The 22685-nt window shown below is 38.6% G+C and carries 15 protein-coding genes; 3 read left to right on the forward strand and 12 right to left on the reverse strand.

All coding sequences use genetic code 11. The features are described 5' to 3' along the window. Nucleotides 1-40: 40 nt before the first annotated feature. The 5 genes from Q0486_RS03365 to Q0486_RS03385 all read right to left on the reverse strand — a co-directional run bounded on the left by Q0486_RS03365 (nucleotide 41) and on the right by Q0486_RS03385 (nucleotide 5241). Complete coding sequence (locus tag Q0486_RS03365; protein ID WP_299230290.1) at nucleotides 41-340, reverse strand: heavy-metal-associated domain-containing protein; 300 nt, start codon at nucleotides 338-340, stop codon at nucleotides 41-43. 19 nt (nucleotides 341-359) lie between these two features. Then, nucleotides 360-2579: a TonB-dependent receptor gene (locus Q0486_RS03370; protein WP_299230291.1), complete on the reverse strand. Its 2220-nt coding sequence runs from the start codon at nucleotides 2577-2579 to the stop codon at nucleotides 360-362. A gap of 118 nt (nucleotides 2580-2697) precedes the next feature. Then, nucleotides 2698-3120 carry a hypothetical protein gene (locus tag Q0486_RS03375; RefSeq protein ID WP_299230292.1) on the reverse strand — a complete coding sequence of 141 codons (423 nt, stop codon included), beginning with the start codon at nucleotides 3118-3120 and terminating at the stop codon, nucleotides 2698-2700. A 131-nt stretch (nucleotides 3121-3251) separates the two neighbouring features. Beyond that, nucleotides 3252-4316 (reverse strand): butyrate kinase, encoded by a 1065-nt coding sequence (gene buk / locus Q0486_RS03380; RefSeq protein WP_299230293.1) that lies wholly within the window; start codon nucleotides 4314-4316, stop codon nucleotides 3252-3254. 13 nt (nucleotides 4317-4329) lie between these two features. Next, a complete protein-coding gene (locus Q0486_RS03385) occupies nucleotides 4330-5241 on the reverse strand; it encodes a phosphate acyltransferase (RefSeq protein ID WP_299230294.1) in 912 nt (303 codons plus the stop codon). Nucleotides 5242-5320: 79 nt separating this feature from the next. Here Q0486_RS03385 and Q0486_RS03390 point away from each other — a divergent pair, with 79 nt between their 5' ends. Beyond that, on the forward strand, nucleotides 5321-7087 hold the full coding sequence (locus tag Q0486_RS03390; protein WP_299230295.1) for a gamma-glutamyl-gamma-aminobutyrate hydrolase family protein: 1767 nt from the start codon (nucleotides 5321-5323) through the stop codon (nucleotides 7085-7087). A gap of 70 nt (nucleotides 7088-7157) precedes the next feature. Here Q0486_RS03390 and Q0486_RS03395 read toward each other — a convergent pair whose 3' ends face one another. Next, on the reverse strand, nucleotides 7158-8687 hold the full coding sequence (locus Q0486_RS03395; RefSeq protein WP_299230296.1) for a Gfo/Idh/MocA family oxidoreductase: 1530 nt from the start codon (nucleotides 8685-8687) through the stop codon (nucleotides 7158-7160). A 320-nt stretch (nucleotides 8688-9007) separates the two neighbouring features. Here Q0486_RS03395 and Q0486_RS03400 point away from each other — a divergent pair, with 320 nt between their 5' ends. Further along, nucleotides 9008-9235, forward strand: a complete 228-nt coding sequence (locus tag Q0486_RS03400; protein WP_299230297.1) for a winged helix-turn-helix domain-containing protein — start codon at nucleotides 9008-9010, stop codon at nucleotides 9233-9235. Nucleotide 9236: 1 nt separating this feature from the next. After that, on the forward strand, nucleotides 9237-9458 hold the full coding sequence (locus tag Q0486_RS03405; protein ID WP_299230298.1) for a winged helix-turn-helix domain-containing protein: 222 nt from the start codon (nucleotides 9237-9239) through the stop codon (nucleotides 9456-9458). A 74-nt stretch (nucleotides 9459-9532) separates the two neighbouring features. On the opposite strand, the gene bglX is transcribed toward Q0486_RS03405, so the two are convergent. The 6 genes from bglX to Q0486_RS03435 all read right to left on the reverse strand — a co-directional run bounded on the left by bglX (nucleotide 9533) and on the right by Q0486_RS03435 (nucleotide 22634). Continuing rightward, nucleotides 9533-11830, reverse strand: coding sequence for a beta-glucosidase BglX (gene bglX, locus Q0486_RS03410; RefSeq protein WP_299230299.1), 2298 nt, complete (start codon nucleotides 11828-11830; stop codon nucleotides 9533-9535). 8 nt (nucleotides 11831-11838) lie between these two features. Continuing rightward, nucleotides 11839-13176 (reverse strand): glucoamylase family protein, encoded by a 1338-nt coding sequence (locus Q0486_RS03415; protein WP_299230385.1) that lies wholly within the window; start codon nucleotides 13174-13176, stop codon nucleotides 11839-11841. A 60-nt stretch (nucleotides 13177-13236) separates the two neighbouring features. Further along, nucleotides 13237-14709: a RagB/SusD family nutrient uptake outer membrane protein gene (locus tag Q0486_RS03420; RefSeq protein ID WP_299230300.1), complete on the reverse strand. Its 1473-nt coding sequence runs from the start codon at nucleotides 14707-14709 to the stop codon at nucleotides 13237-13239. 21 nt (nucleotides 14710-14730) lie between these two features. Beyond that, nucleotides 14731-17769, reverse strand: coding sequence for a TonB-dependent receptor (locus tag Q0486_RS03425; RefSeq protein WP_299230301.1), 3039 nt, complete (start codon nucleotides 17767-17769; stop codon nucleotides 14731-14733). Nucleotides 17770-17925: 156 nt separating this feature from the next. Further along, nucleotides 17926-20772, reverse strand: a complete 2847-nt coding sequence (locus Q0486_RS03430) for a two-component regulator propeller domain-containing protein (RefSeq protein WP_299230302.1) — start codon at nucleotides 20770-20772, stop codon at nucleotides 17926-17928. A gap of 131 nt (nucleotides 20773-20903) precedes the next feature. Then, the gene (locus Q0486_RS03435) at nucleotides 20904-22634 is read right to left on the reverse strand and encodes a family 43 glycosylhydrolase (protein ID WP_299230303.1); all 1731 of its coding nucleotides are present in this window, start codon (nucleotides 22632-22634) and stop codon (nucleotides 20904-20906) included. Between the last annotated feature and the right edge of the window lie 51 nt (nucleotides 22635-22685).

Consider the following 22685-nt stretch of genomic DNA (forward strand, 5'->3'; position numbering starts at 1 on the left):
AGTAAATAAACATCTGCTGAATTATATCTAAAATTCTATTTTATTTTACTTCAGCATCACTGATGACTTTTGCCTCGTATTTAAATTTGGCAAAACCTTCTTTCAACTTTTGTATATTTGTTTTATCTGAATCGTAAGTAATAGTAACTGTACGTGTCTTAAGATCTGTTTCCATCTTCTTGACTCCTTTTTCAAAAGGTATATTCTTCTTTACTTTGTTTTCGCAGTTAACGCATTCCATTTGGTCAACTTTGAATACGATTTTACGAAGTTCTTTAGCAGATACCTGAGCTGCACACATAAAAGCAGCCATGAATGTAAACAATAATACTCGTTTCATAATATAAATGTTTTAAAGATTAGTTTCTTGGTAAATTATATCTCACTCCTATATATCCCTTTGCTCCGTGCATAGGTCCCCATATCATAGAAGCATCAAAGTTATCACCCCAAGGATCGTCTGCACCGATAATGGCATTCTTCTGCTTGAAGTTTGTAAGGTTCTCGCCACCAATATATACAGACCAGTTTCTGAAGAAACGTGTAACCTGGAAGCTCAACTGTTCGAAGCCTTTATATCTCTCGTTCCATGAAAGAGTTCCGTCGGCAAGAGTTTCCGGTGTCGGCATACGTCCACCTCCATTCAACTGTAATGTTCCATCAAACTGCCATTTTCCAAGAGGAGTCTTGTAAGATGCAGTCAATAGACCTTTATACTTTCCGGTAAGCGCTTTTTCATAAAGTTTTCCGTTTATAGTCTGCTTTACATCTGTCATACGCCATGCAGCAGTAAGATTAAATCCTTCGAAGAAAGGATATGTAGCCTCTATCTGGAATACCTGTGAATATGAACGTCCGTCAAGATTGGTAAATGCTATTGTATGAGCATCTGATTCCATATCCACTACTAGCTGATTCTGGAAATCCGTATAGTAATATTCTGCATTCAAATTAAGTGTCTTACCGAACAAAGGAATATACGACGCTATACTCAAACCATAGTTCCATGCCTGCTCCTGATCCAAATCGTCAGCAATAACTACTTTTCTGCTGCTGGCAAGCATATAACAGTTTTCTGCCAATATATGGTTTGTGCGATATCCCTTTCCTGCCGAAGCACGGAAATTGATATATTCATTAGGAGCATAGCGTACATTTGCACGCGGAGTAACAAAGAATCCGTACAAGCTGCTGTAATCACCTCTAAGACCAGCCATAACAGTCAGTTTATCACTTGGCATATATGTATATTGTGCATAGACACCACTCACAGTCTCTTTGTCAAGTTCCGGAGTCAGACCTAGATTTACATCATTCACAAGACGGTATTCCTGATCATAACGGTCATAGTTCAAGCTAAGACCAGTTGATAAAGAATGCTGGGAAGTGAATTCTGTTTCAAACAAAAGTGACGCGTATGCATTCTGCTGATCTACGTTATAGAGTTTACGTCCATATACTGCATCCATATTATGAATGGTACCGGAAGTGATAAGCGCGATATTTGTGTTATGTTCCTTATTGAAGATATAAGCCTGTTTGATAAAAGCCTCATATCTGTCTGTATTCATGTCTATACGATATGGATCGGCATATGTATGTCCGCCATGAGATACCTGTCCGCTGGCACGTTCTTCATTTATAAATTTGATACCAGCCTGGAACACATAGTGTTCGCCCATATAAGCCCATCTGTTGAAAAGATTGTATTGTTCCACCTGTGGGATATCGGCAAATCCGTCACCATCGCTGTCATGCGCCTTTGTCTCATTCTCATAATGAGCAAAAAGCATTGTACTCCACTTGTCCGACAGTTTAACTGAAGCATCAGCATTTGCCTCATAACGGTTTGTAGTACTTGCAAACAGATTGGCAGAGAACCAGTCTGCCTCGGCAGCCTGAGGTTTCTTGAATTCGATATTAATCTGACCTGTAAGGGCCTCGTAACCGTTCTTTACAGAAGATGTACCTTTGCTCACCTGGATACTGCTCATCCACGGTCCCGGAACATATCCCAGTCCGTAAGGCGCAGAAGCACCTCTGAAGTTAGGAATATTTTCAGTAAGCATCTGTACATATGTACCTGACAGTCCAAGAAGTTTTATCTGCTTTGCACCTGTTGCCGCATCGGAATAATTCACATCAACAGAAGGGTTAGTGACAAAACTTTCCCCAAGGTTACAGCATGCGGCACGACACAACTCATCCGAATTAATAAGTTCCGCATTTGTCACGCTACTACGCAGTTTCTGGAAGCCCATTTTTCTTCCGGTCACATTTACTTCAGCCAGCTGTACACCTTCGTTCAATACTATATCAATATATTCCTGATAAGATGCAATGCTTATGGTATCTGTGTTATAACCGATAAAGCTCACAATAAGCTTATCAGCATTAGCCGGACGTTCAAGAGTAAACTCACCATTCATATCAGTACTGGCTCCATGCGAAGAATTGAGCCATACAAGGTTTGCTCCGGGTATAGGTTCGCTGTTGCTATCTTTAACTGTACCCGTAAGAGTATTTGCCGCCATCATAGGCAAGGCGGTCAAAGACAATAAAATAATCAAGTATTTCATTAAAAAAAATATTTAGTTAAACACATTTTTCACAGTGCAAATGTAGCTATTCCTCAATGCAACACGATTGCAAAGAAGAGACAGCACATCAAGCATAACAAAAGCAAAATGTGTAAAACTAAATAATCAATACTGAATGAAAAGCCAATAATTTCCGTCCACTGTTATATACAGGAGGAGCATTAGGAGCCTGTGAGAATAAAAGTCCGGCAGAAACCGGAGGTATTATATAAGATACATGTTCAGGCAAATCAAATAGCATCGGAACAAACGACACCATATCATCATCCTGCGACACCTTAAAGAAATCTATGTTATAATGAACATTGATACAAGAACATTCCTCAGAAACAGATGTACACGAAGTGTCTTCATTAGAATGATGACAACATCCTGACATCTCAGTCTGCTTATGCAAAATAGAGGAACATGTCTGTGTCTTACAATAAGCCGAACAGATATGTACCACTCCTACACCTGCTCCCAGGTTAAATACGGTGAAAGCAAGTATAAATACCAATATGTTGCACAAGTTCTTCATCGGCTGCAAAGATAATACAAACTGAGCGAAGTACAAAGTGAAAACAAAGTTTTCGACTTTTAATTCCGAGATGCAGACTATCTTATATAAAGGTGCGAAAAGCTATCAAAATATGACAATTTCGTGACAAGCTATTTCGGATCGTAAACCTGCAAAGGCAATTCGCCACGTAATGCCCCCAGTGCATTCACAGCCAAAGCACCCATCTCGTCTTCACCCGGAATTACTTCTATCGGAGCAAGTCCGTCTATCCATGATGATATTTCAGATATGACATAATCACCGTGAGCCATTCCACCTGTAAGTATTATCGCATCTGTCTTTTGCCTCAAAACAATATGCATACTGCCTATAGTTTTTGCGATATTATATGCCATGGCATGCAAGACATTATATGCATGCTTGTTTCCGGCCTTTATTTCTGCAACGATACTTCTTACATCTGTAGTTCCCAAGTGAGCAAACAATCCTCCATGTCCGTTTATCATCTTACGTATCTCGTCATACGAATATTTTCCGCTGAAACATAAATCCACAAGTTGCCTCGTAGGTATAGAACCGGCTCTTTCCGGACTGAAAGGTCCGTCACCGTCAAGTGCGTTATTCACATCTATAACCCTGCCTTTTGAGTGTGCACTGATAGAGATTCCACCACCCAAATGGGCAACTATAAGATTAAGGTCTTCATACCTGCGTCCAACACTTGCAGCATATCTTCGTGATACGGCGCGACTGTTCAACGCATGAAAAACCGATATACGGGATATTTCCGGCATTCCGGTTACACGTGCCAGGTCGCTCATTTCATCCGTTACCACCGGATCAGCAATATACGCAGGACAATTACATCCTTTTGCAATCTCATCGGCAATCAATCCTGCCAGATTGGACGCATGCTCCATCTTGGCATTTATCAAATCATATTTAATCTTTTCATCTACCAGATAAACACCACCTTGTGTAGGTTTAAGCAACCCTCCTCGTCCTATCACCGCATCGAATTCCACCTTGAAACCTGCCTCTTCCAAAGACTTTATAATAAGCTCCTTTCTGAAATCATGCTGTTCATTGACATGCGAAAAACGCGAAAGTTCCTCAGCTGGATGATATACATTTTCACTCCACAGTTGTTTCTCATTATCATAAACGGCAACCTTTGTTGAGGTTGATCCGGGGTTTATTACAAGTATTCTCATAAAAACATAAGATTTATTTTCCTGCAAGACATGCCAGCACAAGACTGTAGTATTTAGAATTACCGGAATCGCTTCGCGAAGGAACAACTACCGGAGCTATAGTACCGGTAAGCATTCCTGCCATGTTGGCATCTCCAAACAGGGAAAGTGTTTTATAAAAGGTATTTCCAGATTCAATGTTAGGGAATATCATAATATCGGCATTACCGATAACAGGCGATGACATTCCTTTTATTTCTCCACTATGAGCGTCACAAGCAGTTTTCGCATCCATCGGACCATCAATATAGGCCTTACCCATCTTCCCTTTAGACGCTTCTTTTTTCAGTTCAGTATAACAAATGGTATGAGGGAATTTGGCATTCACCTTCTCCGAACAATGTATAAGAGCGACACGAGGTTCTTCCATTCCAAGCCTGTTGCATATCTTGATATCGTTCATTATCATGGCCCTGAACTGGTCTAATGTAGGTTTGGGAATTACGGCTGCATCAGAAAAGAACAATAATTTATGATAAAGCGGGATCTGTGCCACTGCCACATGACTAAGAACTCCACCTGGAGGAAGTAATCCTCTCTCTTTATGCAGAACTGCTCTCAGAAGATTGTCTGTATTTATCAATCCCTTCATAAGCACATCAGCCTCACCGGAACGGACCAGCTCCACAGCCAAAGCTGCTGCATCATCAGGAGTAGGAGCAGTATAGATACGAACAAAATCAGGAGATGCTGCATAAAGACTATTTGAAATGTCAACGTGATCAACATCAGTCACCAAAAGATATTCAGCAATTTCTTCTCTCAGACTTCTTATTATAACATATTCGGTGTGCGGATCATTAGGACAAACAACGGCAACCCTGCGTCGCTTATTGCTTAAACGCAGCCTGCTTACCATTTGGGAAAGAGTTCTTACAGGTTCCATAGTGTGTTATTTTAAACAAATATCCGAAATAAATCCGATTTTTCCGTATATTTGTCAGAGTTATAATAAAGATTAACGTATGAAAACGTATAATACATTTGATATACAGGCTGATTATGACTATTTGCATAGCAAATTGCCATCTGACAAAAGACGTCCGATAATTGGCATTACCGCCAACATAAGTGATGGAAACGTATCACTGTTTCCTGGATATTTCAAATCAATATATGAAGCCGGAGGAGTTCCGCTGGTTATCCCTCCTTCTGATGACCTGACCATCCTGCCAAATCTGCTTGATTCATTAGACGGGATACTTCTCAGCGGAGGCGCAGATATCAATCCGCTATTTCTGGGAGAAGACCCTGTAAGGGAACTCCATAATATAAATCCTTACCGCGACCGTCAGGAACTGATGATAGTAAAAATGGCTGCCGACAGACAAATTCCGATTCTCGGCATTTGCAGAGGTATCCAAATAATGACTGCCGCACTGGGAGGAACTTTATATCAAGACATCTACTCACAAGCTGAAGGGAAACTGATAAAACACAGTCAGGACCTTGACAGATCATATGCATCACACACGGTAAATATAAATGAAAACAGCCTGCTTGCCGAAATAATGGGTAATACAATATTGCCAGTAAATTCGTTCCACCACCAGGCAGTCAAGGAGCCGGCTCCAGGATTCAGAGTATGTGCACGTTCAAACGACGGTATAATAGAAGCTGTGGAAAGCACAGAATACAAATCGATGCTCGGAGTCCAATGGCATCCCGAATGTTTTATCCTTAACGGGGATAGAAGCATGATGCCTATATTCGAATGGCTGATAAAAGAATCATCTTCATTCAAAGAAGCAAAAAGGCTTCATCAGAGAATTCTGACACTAGATACCCATTGTGACACTCCCATGTTTTTCGGACAGGGAATAAACTTCGCCACAAGAGACAGCAAGATAAAAGTCGATCTTCATAAAATGACAGAAGGAAGACAGGATGCCACAATAATGGTTGCATATATTCCGCAGAAAGAACGTACAGACGAAGCATTGCTAGCCGCCACAGCAAAGACAGACAGACTGCTTAATGAAATGGAAAAGATGATTGCCGAAAACTGTACGGCTGTGGATATTGCCTACACGCCTTCGGATCTTTACCGTCTTAAAGCGGAAGGGAAAAAAGCCATAATGTTAGGTATTGAGAACGGATATGCCATAGGCAAGGACATTACCAATGTGGAACGTTTCAGGAAAAGAGGTGTGGTATATATGACATTGTGCCACAATGGGAATAACGATATATGCGGTTCGGCAAGATATAATGACGAGAATCTTGGTGTAAGTCTGTTCGGTGAAGCTGTCATACGTGAAATGAACCGCACGGGTATGATGATAGACCTGTCGCACAGTGGGGAAAGAAGTTTCTACGACACACTGGATATAAGCCAGATGCCTGTAGTATGTTCACACTCCTCATGCCGTTCTTTATGTGATCATCCACGCAACCTTACAGATGACCAGATAAAAGCCATTACTCGTAAAGGAGGAGTGATACAAGTTTGTCTTTACAGCAGTTTCCTCCGCTCAGACCGTGAGGCAAATATACTTGATGCGATAGAACATCTGAACCACATAGTAAATCTTGCAGGTGTGGAACATGTGGGAATAGGAACAGACTTCGATGGCGACGGCGGCATAATAGGATGCAACGACTCTTCGGAACTTATAAACTTCACCCGTCGTCTCATGAAAGAAAGATATAGTGAGGATGATATCAGACAAATATGGGGAGGCAACTTTCTGCGAGTAATGGAAGAAGTTCAAAAACACTCTTCACTATAAAATTTAAAGCCTTTTGAAAACTGTTTGCAAAGAGTTTTCAAAAGGCTTTAAAGATATTATCTATTCTGATTTATTTCCAATCCTCAGCACCCTGAAGTTTTAGTTTCTGTGTATAAGCCTCAGCTTTCTTGGCAGCTTCAGCCTCATCATCAGGTGAAGCAAAGGCATGTCTGTATCCTTTCACCTTATTCCAGTCACCACGTGTGAAGTCAGGGAATTCCACAGGAGCACAGTTATTGTCCATAGACAATTCACCAAGCTCGGCAAGGCAACACCATTCAGCCAGGTCATAAACATCCATATCCAATGGCAAACCGTTCTGTAGGCAATAAACCAAACGTGAATCCATAATGAAGTCCATACCACCGTGTCCGCCTACTTCCTTGGCCATATCACCGTATTTCTTCAATATAGGATGTCTGTATTTCTCTACCAATGCATTCATTTCCTTTTCTGGAAGGAAGCTGTGTGCATTCAGATTGTCAACTTCCGGTTTTACGCCTGAGGCCTCAAGCTGATCACCTCCTACAGCATATCCCTCAATAGGATATTTATTTGCAAAACCTTTTGTTCCTGTAAGCTGATAAAGTCTGTTGTATGGTTGCGGAGTCATTACGTTATGCTGTATTTCGATAACCTTACCATTTTCTGTACGTATCAAAGTTGTGGTATGATCACCGTTTCTGAAATTCTCGCATACTGAATCTGCAGATGCTTCAACCCATGCTTTTCCATTCACAGATTTGGTATCCATTGCCACCAAAGTCTTCATTCTGTCGCCACGATGAATATCAAGAGCCTGAGCTACAGGACCTAGACCGTGAGTTGCATACACATCACCACGATGACGCATATTATAATCCAGACGCCATCCCAACTTGTCTGATTCACCATTTTTCCAGTAATGCTTCCAGAATGGACTTAAATCGTGGATATATGCACCCTGAGCGCGTATCACCTCACCGAATACTCCCTGCTGTGCCATATTAAGGGTATTCATCTCGAACCAGTCATAACAGCAATTCTCAAGAATCATACAGTGCTTCTGATACTTCTCACTCAAGTTTACCAATGTCCAGCATTCTTTGAGGTTCATTGCAGAAGGAACTTCAATAGCAACATGCTTACCGTTTTCCAAGGCACATTTAGCCACTGGGAAATGATGTAACCAGTCTGTTGCTATATATACCAAATCAATATCGTCTCTTTTGCAAAGTTCTTCATATCCTTTTTCACCTGAATATATAGCTGCTTTAGGAAGTGAAGCCTCTTTAAGATATTTCTGACACTTTTCAGCACGCTTCTCTTCAAAATCGCATAAGGCAACAATATGTGTACCAGGAATGTGAGTAAAACGTTCTACCGCACCAGGTCCACGCATACCAAGCCCTACAAAGCCGACTCTGACAACCTCCATCTTTGGAACTGTAAGTCCCAGTACACTCTTTTGTCCAGCCTCACGTTCAGGGGTATTAACTACAATAGTACCACCGTCCCATTTCCATTCGGTACCATGTCCGTTTACATTAATCTTAGCTGTGTCATTCGAACAGGCAGTAATAGCCAGACACAACATGACTGAAAATAAAATTTTTTTCATCGTATTATAATTTATCCTCCGCTTTAAAACATATTTCTGTAAGGCTGCAGAGGATTTCACCTACAGAAACAAAATACAGCGTAAAGATAGAAATATTTATTATCACAATAAACATTTTTATGTTTTAAAAGCAAGAAAAAACTAAACATTATTGAAACGTCGTTATCAAAAGCAGAAAATTTCATAACATCATGATAAAAAAACATGCTTAACAGGTTACAACGTATAAAAAAAAATTGTATATTTGGGAAAAGCCTAAGGTTTAATAAATATTTGACTATATACAAAAACTGTATTTCTTAACCTAAATAATTAAAGATATGGATGTACAAAGTATAGGAAAATGTGCAGGTGTAGTATGGCAATTACTTAATAGCGAACACCGTAAATGGTCTTATAGTGAGATCAAGAAAACTTCCGAACTATCAGACAGAGAACTAAATGCAGCCATAGGATGGCTAGCAAGAGAAGGGAAACTCAACATTGAGGAAACTCAGATCGGTAAAAGAAACATACTATACGTAGAACTAAATTTTTTTATTGGATAATATGGATAAACACATTATTGGAGAAAATGCCGGTATTATATGGAAATTACTTAACAACGGTGAACGTTGGGAATATGAAAAACTTAAAGCCGCTTCCGGTATGTCCGACAGAGACCTCAATCTGGCCATAGGCTGGCTGGCTAGGGAAAACAAAATATTCTTTGAAAGAAACAAAAACGAAGGCAAAGAATATCTGTATCTATCATTGGATTTGTACTTTTAAAAAAATATATCCAAATATAAAAAAAGAGACTGTCTCATTTTGAAGTGACAGTCTCTTTATACTAATATCTATACTTATTTAGTAAGAGTAAAACCCAGCTTTGTAACATCCTTACTGTTAGGACCAATCATTACATCAAAATCTCCAGGTTCACAAACGTAATTCAAATCATAATCATAAAATTTGAGCATTTCAGGAGTTATTGTAAACTCAACAACCTGACTTTCTCCCTTCTTAAGATGAATTCTCTTGAAACCTTTCAACTCTTTTACAGGACGTGTTATACTTCCTACAACGTCTCTGATATACAGCTGTACCACCTCGTCAGCATCGTAGTTTCCTGTATTCTTTACTACGATAGAAGCAGTGATATTACCATTTGCATCCATCTTGCTGTTGCTCAGCTTCATGTCAGAATAACTGAATGTAGTATAGCTCAAACCATATCCGAAAGGATATAACGGATCGTTGGAAACATCAATATAGTTGCTTCTGAACTTTTCGAACCATCTTCCTTCTGCCAATGGACGACCTGTATTCTTATGATTGTAATACAAAGGTATCTGACCTTCGTTCTGAGGGAATGTAGTTGTCAGTTTACCGCTAGGCACAACATCACCAAACAAAACATCACAAATAGCATCAGCCGATTCACTACCTCCAAACCATACATTAAGGATAGCAGGAACATTTTCGTTTTCCCATGTCATAACAGTCGGACGTCCTGAGAAATGCAACAAGATTACAGGCTTGCCTGTAGCCAACAATTCTTTCAACAAATCATGCTGTGCATCCGGCATTCTCAGTTCTGAACGGCTACTAGACTCACCACTCATTTCTGAAGACTCTCCTAAAGCAGCAACAATGACATCAGACTTCTTTGCCACTTCAATGGCTTTCTGCAACAGCTCCTTGTCATCCTTTCTTGGGATTTCACGGCCAAACATTGTTGCACGAGTCTGATATTCCGCATCGTACATCAGATTACTGCCTTGAGCATACAATACATTAGCTTTTCCTTCTACAGCATTCTTCAGTCCTTCCAACAGTGTACTGTATCTGTTAGGAGTAGCAGCAACACTCCATGTACCAGGCATATTTGTACGAGTATTTGCAAGAGGGCCTATCAAAGCTATATTTCCTTTCTTTTTCAAAGGAAGCATATTGTTTTCGTTCTTCAAAAGTACGAACGACTTGGTTGCGATCTCACGTGCCACTTTACGATGTTCCTTATTAAAGATGTCTTTTGCAGGACGTTTCAAATCGCAATATTTATAAGGATCTTTAAACAAACCAAGTTTGTATTTAGCTTCCAACATTCTGCGACAAGCACGGTCTATATCTTCCATTGTAACCTTGCCTTCCTTCAACGATTTTTCCAAAGTTCCTATAAAACCGTCTGACACCATATCCATATCTGTTCCTGCTTTCAATGCTCTTGCAGATACTTCCTGCAAATCACCAATACCATGATCTGTCATCTCGTATATTGCAGTATAGTCAGTAACCACGAAACCGTCGAATCCCCACTGGTTTCTCAACACATCAGTCATCAACCAGCGGTTAGCAGTTGCAGGAACACCGTCAACTTCATTGAATGAAGACATGAAACTACCGGCCCCCTCTTCTGCTGCGGCTTTGTAAGGAGGGAAAAACTCATTATACATACGGTTACGGCTCATGTCAACCGTATTATAATCCCTTCCCGCTTCAATAGCTCCATACAATGCAAAGTGCTTTACACAAGACATTATTTCAGTATTACTGCTCATATCCTTACCCTGATAACCTCTTACCATAGCCTTGGCTATTTCAGAACCCAGATATGGATCTTCACCGTTACCTTCTGATACACGTCCCCATCTTGCATCTCTACAGATATCTACCATCGGACTGAAAGTCCAGCATATTCCGTCGGCACTTGACTCAATCGCTGCTATACGTGCTGATTTTTCCACTGCTTCCATATCCCATGTACACGACAATGCCAAAGGAATAGGAAATACGGTTTCATAACCATGAATAACGTCCATTCCGAAAAGCAACGGAATACCAAGGCGGCTTTTCTCTACTGCAAGTTCCTGCATTTCACGAATAGCCTTAACACCTTTCAGATTGAACAAGCCTCCGACTTCTCCACGGCTTATCTTACCTGCCACATCACTACTCTTAGCCTGACCTGTAGTAATATTTCCTGTTACAGGCAGGTTAAGCTGGCCTAATTTTTCCTGAAGAGTCATCTTACTCATAAGTTCTGTTACGAACTTATCCATATTACCCTCATCTTTAGGCAACATACTTTTCTTATTTCCTGCAATCACTGTTGAAGAAACAAACAGTGACGCCAATAATATAAATGCTGTCTTTTTCATTTTGATGATTATTTATTTATTTCAAATCCCAATTTCTTTAATCCATCCTGTATTTCAGGACAACTCATAAACAGATTCCACAAAAGTCCTGAGCGATAGTTCTCTATCATAGGAGCAATTGTACATTGATCTATTGCAAGGTAGTGAGGAACTGTCCAGTTATCTGTCTCAGAAAAGGCATCATAAAATCCGTATTTACCCCAAATCCAATCACCTTTCGAATAAAAATACCTCAATGCCCTCATTGACTCAACCGGTGTATATGGGAAGCTTGACAATGCAGCTGTAGGAGTTATTACACCCAGGTCATTATCTCCAGGACAATGTGCCGCATAACCTTTCACTGAGTAGCTGGCAGTCAGTCCCCAACAGTTCTCACCATATCCCTTGTAGTTTTTAGGATTATCCACACAATAGTTGTAATTTGATAGAGCATGGTTCTTAACCACATTCCAGTAATCAGAATATTGGTCAGACAGTCCTTTCGGATTTAGTCCGATGTAAGAATAATGCGCCCAGAAAAGAGGTCCTCCCAGTTTTTCTGCTCCATTGTGTTTAACCTCCAGCGGATAACCGTACGGTTTTGAGTCGGATTTGATATTTCCGCCTCTTGCCCATCCGTTATGATAGGCAGTAGCTGTAACCGGATGTGTTGGCGATGAAGCAGCAAGTACATAAACTATAAGAGCCTCATTATATCCTTCGAGAGGGAAATTCATCTCCCAACCATAGTTAGGCGACCAATGCCAATAAATCACATCTTTGCCGTTCTGGTACCAGTCAAATTCTACCTCATGCCATATCTTGTTGATTTTCTCACAAAGCTGTCTTTCCTTTTCATTTCCGTTCTGGAAATACTGACGTACACACAACAAACTCTGTATCACGAAACAGCTTTCCACCAGGTCACCGCCGTCATCTTTCTTACTGAAAGGTAATACCTTACCTGTAGAGCCTTCCAACCAATGAGGCCATACGCCATGAAAACGATCAGCCTTAGCCAGATAATCAACAATCTTTGTAAGTCGTTCCACACCTTCCTCACGAGTAATGAATTGGCGGTGTATAGCAGTTAAAATACCTGCTATACCAAAGCCGCTTCCTCCAATCGTTACGGTACCCTCATCATTCTGAGGGTAATTATTGTCAAGGTGTATTCTTTCCAAAGCCAGACCTGAAGTTTTCTCGGCTCCATCCCACATGTAATTAAAATGTACTTTCTGGATGTAATCCAACATTACACTATCATTCTCAAAAGAATCCGGACGTGAAGCAGTCTGTTCGGTAATACTCTCAACCTTTTCTGATGTCTTTTTATTTCCTGTATTACAAGATATAAGCAACATCGTAAGGAAGAAATATATAAGTCTGTTTTTTCGTATCATTCAAATTATATATTTATTTCATTAATTATCTTTTGGTTCATTTTCCAGTGCTGGAGATATATCAATTTGAGCAGTTGGAATAGGATAATACTCCTGACCTTGTTTCCAGCCTAATGGACCAAGCACCTCCTGTAATTTACCATTACGTCTCAAGTCATTATAACGTTCTCCCCATTCCAGTGCTAACTCCATACGTCTTTCGTCCAAAATCTGCTCCAATGTTACACCTGTTATTTCAGACATCTTTGCACGTTTTCTTACTTCATTGAATGAATTATCTCCACTCTTGTTTAGACGAACTTTTGCCTCTGCATTCATAAGTAATACATCTGCATATCTGAATACACGGATGTTATTATTTGTTCCATATTCAGTACGTCCCGGAGTTATCTGGCTTGAAGGTGTATATGCCTTACCATTAAAACAATCAGGAGCGACTTCGCTTGCGGGTTCCTTTATAAAATCACCTTCTGGTGTTGTTTCGCCAGCCATAAGGAAAGTAAGTTCAGCACGAACAGTTTCGCCACGTTCTTTAGCCCACTTTCTAAATTCTTTTGTCGGGCTAATAAATCCCCAGCCTGAAATAATTCCATCATTTATTGGGCCTTGGAATGTAAACCAGCTATCAGAAGTCACAACTTCACCAGAGCCATTTCCAAAATCTGTAAACTGTAACTCAAACAATGATTCATCACATAATTTTCCAGGAATTTGGAATAAAGCTCTATAATCTGGATTAAGCTCAAACTTACCACTACCAATTATGTCATCAGTCAGCGACTCTACTTTATCATATTGTCCTAATTCCATATACACTTTAGCAGCAAGCATTTCTGCAGTAAATGCAGAAGCAGCACCTATTCGGTCTGTATATTCATTAGGGCGTATTCTCTGCAAGTTATTGATAGCAAAATCAAGATCTTCCAACATATATCTATATACAGCCGCAATCGTAGAACGTGTCATATCAACTTGCTTATTATCGCGTAAAATTGTGACAGGACCAAACAATTGAGTCAGTCTATAATAACAATATGCTCTTATGAACTTTACTTCACCTGTATATTCGTTATAAAGTTTCATATCACTGTCTTTAGTGATATTTTCCTTAAACATATCAAGTGATTCCAAAGCAGCATTTGCAACTTTAATAATATCATAATAAACCATCCATGCCTCATTACATCCCCAGAATCCGGCATTATATGTATAATTCTTATCTATTGCCACCAAATCAGCCTGATCGTCAATTCGTCCAGTTGATACATCATCATCACGTACTATAGTTGCCCCCCATACAATCCAGTGCGATCCTCTCGAACGTAATTTTGCATACACTCCTGATACCGGCTGGTACATATTAGACAAGTTTGTATAATCTACATTCTCTTCATTTACTTTATTTTCCGGAAGTTTATCCAGAAAATCAGAGCAAGAAGAAAACATTATCAATGCGCTACATGCACACAATAATATATTTCTATAATTCTTCATATTATGTTCTTAGTTTAAAGGTTAGAAATTAATAGTCAGTCCGAATGTATAAGTTGCAGCCAATGGATATACTCCTTCATCCCATCCAAACTGATTACTGATTTCAGGAGTAAATCCGTTTGAAGTAAAGTAAGTATATGGACGGTCGGCTGTAAGACTTATTTTTGCATTAGGAAGAGTATATGAACCTATTTTTACATTCCTAAAGTTATAAGCCAACATTATATTCTGTATTCTGAAATAATTGCCTTTTTCAACAAAGAATGAATTTGTATTGCTATTATTCCATGCTTTCAACATACCCTTTGATGAAGGATAAGAATTGCTGGTTCCTTCTCCAGTCCAACGGTTATCATAGAAATCCTTATCGAAGTTAAAATTAGCCTGTGAATATCTTACAGCTCTTTTACGGTTATATATCTCATTTCCGGCCTGTCCGAATGTTGATAAAGAGAACTCCAGATTCTTATACTGGAAACCTAAATTAAAGCTATATGTCAGACTAGGAATATTCGAACCTAATATCTGACGGTCTCTATCATCAATCACCTTATCTTTGTTCACATCCTCAAAAATAAGATCTCCCGGCTCAAGTCCATTTGCTACAGCTATAGGATCTGCTTCAACTTGTTCTTTGTTCTGATATACTCCCAACACCTTATATCCATAATAAGATTGCATTTCTTCGCCTACTATATTTATTGTACGGCTTTCAGCACTTCCTCCATAAATATACGGTGCCCCATTAAGACTTTTCACTTTATTTTTGAGAGTAGACAGATTTACACCTGCATAATAAGAGAAGTCTTTACCTATCTTATCATTCCAGCTCAATTGAATATCAAAACCACTGTTAGAAATCTCACCATTGTTTCCAGCCAATGTTGCAGTACTGAAAGGCAGTGTTGTATTTATAATAGCATTCTTTGTAATACGGTTATAATAGTCAAAATCAACACTCAAACGGCTATTAAACAACGCAAAGTTCACACCTGCATTGAATTCTTCCACCATTTCCCAGCCTAACCAACTAAAGTAACTGGTATTCTGGAAACCTGGAAGTGTAGTATTTCCAAATACTCCAGAAGAACCTGTACCAGTAGAAATAGAAGCGAATCCATCGCTTGCAGCAACACGGTCATTACCTAACTGTCCCCAGCTGGCACGTATTTTCATATATTCAATCACATTCTGCTTCTTGAAGAATTCTTCATCACTTATAACCCAAGCAGCACCAACAGAAGGGAAATATCCCCATTTTTCCTGGTATTTTGAACTACCGTCGGCACGCATTGTAGCAGACAACAAATATTTACCTGCATAATCATAACTGATACGTGCAAAATATGAAAGACCTCTATAGCAATAACCGTCATCGTTAACTTCACGTCCGGTAGCGTTACCCTGACTTATATATAAATATTCATCATAATCGCCTGGAACATTTGTAGCAGTACCTTCCAGCTTTCTATATTGCTGTTCTCTGCTAGACTGTCCTAACAACACATTAAAATTATTATCCTTCCAAGAATCAGTATATGTCAAAGTATTATCCCAAACATAACTATAATAATTTGAATTTGTTTTTGTCAGTTTAGACTCAGCATTCAATTGTGTAGAGCTTACCTGATATGGTTGATAATATACACGTCCTCTTATCAAAGAGAAATCCTGATTATAACTTGTCTTAAATCTTAATTTTTCAGGTATAAGTGTAAATTCAGCATAAAAGTTAGCCATTGCCTGGAAATTATCATTCATGCTGTTATCATTATATTTTGCAATAGCTACAGGATTTGTAAAGTTACTTGTAAGCCCAATCTGCTGAGGAGCGGCAAACTTCTCAGGATATGCCTCCTCATCACTTCTTGAATAATCATAAACCGGTATTAATGATGGAGTCTTATACGCAGAAAGCCAAGCTGAATTATCAACATTATATTGTTCTGAGTTACTAATTATAATATTGCTACCTACTTTCAACCAATCTGTTGCCTCAAAATCAAGATTTGCACGGAAGTTCAACCTGTTATAGCTGCTTCGTGTGTCCATAATACCATTCTGATACAAATAGTTCATACCAACAGCATAAGTAGCTTTCTCGCTACCACCTGTTATATCAATACCATGGTTGGTCATAATGGCAGTTCTTAACAATTCGCTATACCAGTCTGTATCAGCTCCGAACGTCAAAGAATCATAATCGCCACCAAATTTTTCTATTGAAGACAGAATTATCGGTTCGTATGCCTCTTTATTAGCCTCAAGCATTACAGTTGCATACTCTTTAGAATTAGCCATCTTCAGAACATTGGTAGCATTCTGTACACCAACATATCCATTATATGTAATTTGTGCCTTTGAATTTCTTTTTCCCTTCTTTGTTGTTATTATAACAACTCCATTAGCAGCTCGAACACCATATATTGCAGCGGCAGAAGCATCTTTTAATACTGATATTTCCTGTATATCTGAATTGTTCAGGAAATCAATATTATCATAGAACATTCCATCCACTACGTACAAAGGTGCAGTATCATTAAATGAGCCAAGACCTCGAACAGTAACTTTTGGGCTACTTCCCGGCGCACCAGACGAAACAATATTTACCCCAGGTACTTTTCCCTGCAAAGCTGACATCGGAGATGAAGATGCAATAGAAGCTATTTCTTCACTTTTTACAACAGAAATAGGAGCAGTCAAATCCTTGGCTTTACTTGTTCCATAACCAATGACAACGACATCTTCCAATTGTTGAACATCATCAGACAACACTACGTTTACAGTAGTATTACCATTAACCTTAACTTCAACGGTTCTCATTCCGATAAAGCTAAAAACCAAAGTTCCATCAGCAGGAACATTCTCAATTAGATACTTACCATCCATATCACAGATGGTCCCGACAGTTGTGCCTTTCACTAATACATTGGCACCAATCACAGGTTCATTGAATGTTGCGTCTGTTACAACACCTTGAACAGTTACAGCCTTCTGTGCAAATACTGACGAGGCTGCAAACAATAAAGACATTAAGATTAAAACAAATTGTCTGCTCATAGATATTAAACTATAAAATTTCACGGCGGCAAAGGTGAACATAATAGAATATATCTACAAAAAAACCGACACTCTAAAGCTACTTCTAAGAGTAAGCCCTATACTTTTATACTACTTTTAGACAAAATAAATAATTGATAAACAAACACATAACGTTTATTTGAATTCAATAAAGAATTCTACAAGACTTACTCCGTCAGGAACACCTATCCTTTTACGTATTCTATATCTTGCAGCTTCAACTCCTCTTATAGTAAGGTTTGTCATTTGTGCAATATCTTTAGTTGACATGTTCAATCTCAACAAAGCACAAAACCTCAAATCCGTTGCAGTCAGTCCTGGATATCTTTCTTTCAGAGTCCTGAAGAAACGTTGATGTATCAAGTCAAAATTATTCTCGAAAACTGTCCAAAAATCTTCATTGTCAATGTTGTCATTGATCTGTTTTAAAACCATCTCCATATTTTTTCTTCCACACTGGTTTTTCAATAATTGTTCCTGAACAAATTTTCTTAAACTCTCCAAAGTCTCCTGTTTGGCCAATCTGGCAAGTGTCATACTGGCAAGTTCCTTTCCTTTCAAAGTCAATTCATTTTCTAATAATTGTTTTTGCTGTTCAGCAATCAACCTTTGCTGCTCACTTATTTGTATATTCTGCTCTATTCTATGGGTTTCAAACTCTTTCTTTTTTTTCTTCTCTACAGTCTTTTCCCTCCATCTGACAAACAAGAACAAAACAGCTCCCGCCACCAGAATATAGACAACAATCATCCAATTGGACATCCATACAGGCCTGTCTATTATAAACGAATATGACACCGTATCAAGCAATTTACCTTCCTCATTCAACACCTCGACATACAGATTATATTTACCATATTCCAAACTGGCAAAATGCATATATGGTATATAGCTTTCTTCTGTAATATCTATTTCTCCATTCATTATAAACTTAAACCTCAAACTTCCTTGCTTATAGGATGGATATGAAACATATACTTTCAAATCCCTGAATTTACTGTCCAGTGTAGTTTCAACTGCAAGATTTAGAATATCTGTCATTCCGTCAGACGATTCAGCTATAATCTTTGAAAATTCCGCTTTCACATATTCCTTCTTGTCAACAGAATCTTTCAGAGGGAATATTCTTGCCACGCAATTATTAAGATTCAGATAGCTGAGTTCATCTTCCACATAAACATTTGCATATCCTTCAATACAAGGAGAGTCAAAACTGCATGACAATATCCTTTTCTTTACATAGAACTTTCCTTTATTATACTGAAGCAAAACATATTCATCATCATTGACAAGCCAAATCATATCATCATAATGTGTGTCAACTGCACAATGTGCATTCTTTATTATCACATCAGAATTCTTCAGCAATCCATAAGGCACTATTTTCTGTTTGGATTCATCATAAACAAAATATCCTTCTTCGTCAGAAAAAACAACTTTACCCCTAATTTTAAATACATTTATTTTATTGGAGCTGTTATGTTCCGATTTACCCAGATCGTATATTCTGTCGATCTCTTTTATATTACACAAATCATCTGTCAGCTTTATCTTATATAAACCGCTATACATATGTGAAGCCCAGATAACACCGGACTCATCAATCTCCAAAGATTTTACCGGTGCCAGAAAATCATTAACATTATGCGACAGGAACCAATATCCGTCACTGTTCTTTTTCCAGATTCTCAATTCGGCATAACTGGCCTCAACCAGAACTTCTGTTCCATTAATATTGGCCTTTTTTATACAAGTACTGCTTGAAGTTCCTTTTACCGGACTGACTTTCCCGTCATAACATAAGGTTGCTGAATTATTTCCTATGAACAACTGTTTGTCTATTTTCTTGACATACCAGTTCTGTCCTTGAGTATATGGCAACAGTTCCATACCTCCACTGTTCATATCATATACATACGCCCCTTGGTTGGTAGCCATAAACATCTCTGTTCCTACCTTTTCCACTCCATACACCATGCCGAATTTATAATCTTTGGATGACGGTATCAATAATGTAGTCAAAGTATTTGTACGCAAGAAAGAAATTCCATCATCAAGTGCAGTCCACAAATTACCGTCCTTATCACGACATATACCCATAATAGTATTATTATTCAGCTGATTCTCCCTATTCAGATGCCACAATAATTTTCCATTATAGTCTATCCCATACAATCCATTGGATATTGTACCAAGTACTATGACTGAATCCTTAAGAATTATACTCCTATTTCCCCTGGCTTGTATAAGTTGAGTATCAATATCAGTAGCAAAATGTGAAACCGTTCCATTAGAATATCTGAACAAACCTTTATTTAGACTGAAAAGTATGAACTCGTTTCCCTTTAACGGCAATACAGAAACTACATCATCATTCAGTTGTTCCCTTGAGAACAACATTTTCATATTATCTCCATCGAAAGAATAAAAAGCGCCATCTATAGCCTGAATATATCCCATACCGTTTATAACGGAACAAAATAATGGACGTACAGGTATAGGCAATGAAGTAGGTTCTACCTTTTCTCCATCATAACAATATAATCTCGTGAATGACTGGAAAAAGATTTTATTATTTATACGGACTATATTCCATATTTCATCATTAGAGTTCACTTTTTCTCTAATAGAATCACTTAACGAGACATAATCCAATTCACCTCTATCATTTTTTCTGAAAAAACCAAACTCCTCAAAAGAACCTACATATATTCTATCTCCATCAACGAATACAGATCTTACAGCAAAATTTCCGGGAACTCTATACAAATTCCAGAAAAAACCGTCGAATGTCAATAATCCATTATTATTTCCAAAATACATTACACCGTTAGGTCCCTGTGTACAACTCCAGTTTTGATGACCTGCATTATATGAATCTACAGTATAATTAGTTGTAGCAGGAATAAACGAGGCTGCGTACAAATTAGCGAAACAAAAAATAAGGCAAATAAAAAATATATTGAAAAATTTTAGTTTCATAAAATAGTTTTTTCATATATCATACAATAAGACAAAGGTATATTTTAATTTCATAATTCAAAAACAGATTTAAATAAAAAGGGCTCAGGAGCTAATTGAAAACTCAATTTGAACCTGAACCCGTCTCTCTCTTATTTACAGAATATTATTTCCGATGTCTTGGAAACTCCATTCTCATTAAATGCCTCTATACAGAAATAGTAACTTTGATCTGTCGATAACGAGCGCATAAACAGCTCATTTTCATCATAAACCATCCATGAGCTGTAAAGTTTGTCAGGTGATATACCCCAAATCACATTGTAACCTTGAGCGCCTTTCACCTTTTCCCATTTTATTGATACATCTCTTCTGTCGGCCAGCCTTTCCACTGTCAATTCTTTAACTTTAGACGGCTGCTTTCCGTTTCCTAAACCGAAAATTCTTAACTCAGATAAAGCCAGATTTGGAGTAGGTACCTTAATATTCTTATATCTCACAAATCTTGCCTTTTGTGATTTAGGCAATTCGACATAATCGTTTGGCACATCCTTATAATTATTGCTCTTGTCAACCATTACATACCAGTTTTTTCCGTCCAGAGATCCCTCTATCACATATCTGTGATGAAGATTTTCATATCTTCCGTACATATCACTCTTATAATCATGATAGTTTATCTGCAGGGCATATACATCAGATACATTCTCAAGATCTATTGTCACCCACTGGTTTTCGTCATTCTTCTCTGCCACCCAGAAACTCTTGGTTTTCTCATCTGTCAGTTCATTTCCTTTAAATGTTTCCAATGAAGACGAAACCGTTACAGGCTTCTTATACGACAGAAGCATCCATCCACGGAACTCTCCCTTCTTATTAGGAACAGATGGAGCATAATGCGGATAATCACCAAATCTGGTATTGCAATACATTATTCCATCATCATCAAATCCCATAGGGAACATACACAAGCGGCGCTCCCAATTGACATTAATAGAAAGCGACATAGAAGCGAAATGCCAGTAAGTATTGTCAGGACCAAGAAGACTGCTGCCATGGCCTGCTCCATTCATAAAACCTCCCGGCTTATATGATACCGGATTATGAGGCTGATATTCAAACGGGCCTAGAGGATTGTCAGACACATATACTCCGTCGCCGTAAACATTGAACTCTGTACCCGGCGAGCCATACTGAAGATAATATTTGCCATTATGTTTTGTCATCCATGGGCCTTCGATAAATCCTCCGAGATCGGAATCGCTCACATGATTTTCACCGAAACGCTCCCAACCATGATTGGCAAGATCAAGATGCAACAGTTCCTTCACTTCACATTTTGGGATGAAACGATGATTGCGATCGAGCTCCATTCCCCTTATAGGGAAGACGTTAGAAGATCCCCAATACATATAAGCCTTTCCATCATCGTCTATAAACAATGCAGGATCCTGAAGATTGTTCAATATTGCCGGAGTTCCCTTCCATTTTCCTTCTTTAGGATTATCGGTGTATAACACACTCATAGAACCGGAAGGATCACCACATACATACAATACTGAGTCCTTGTAATTATGCGCTGCCGGCGCATTACATCCTTGCGGATACCAATTTGAAGGAGAAATGAAATCCCAGTTCTGCAAATCTTTTGAATGCCAGTATCCGTGCGAACGTGTGACAAACATATAGTATTCTCCTCTGAACTCAACCACTGCTGGATCAGCACCCGAACGGTAAGATATATCCTTGTCCGAATTATATATCATATACGTATAATCCAGATTAATAGGATTACAATATGTTTCCATTCGTGTATTTTGTCCGGAAGCAGGCAGAAGAGACAAAGCACTAGAAATAAAAAATAATAAGGTTTTCGGTTTCATAAGTAATGTTTTAGATTAGTATTAATTTTATCTGGTGGCAAAATAACCTCT

This window comes from uncultured Bacteroides sp. (genome assembly GCF_937912035.1).
Taxonomy (GTDB): domain Bacteria; phylum Bacteroidota; class Bacteroidia; order Bacteroidales; family Bacteroidaceae; genus Phocaeicola.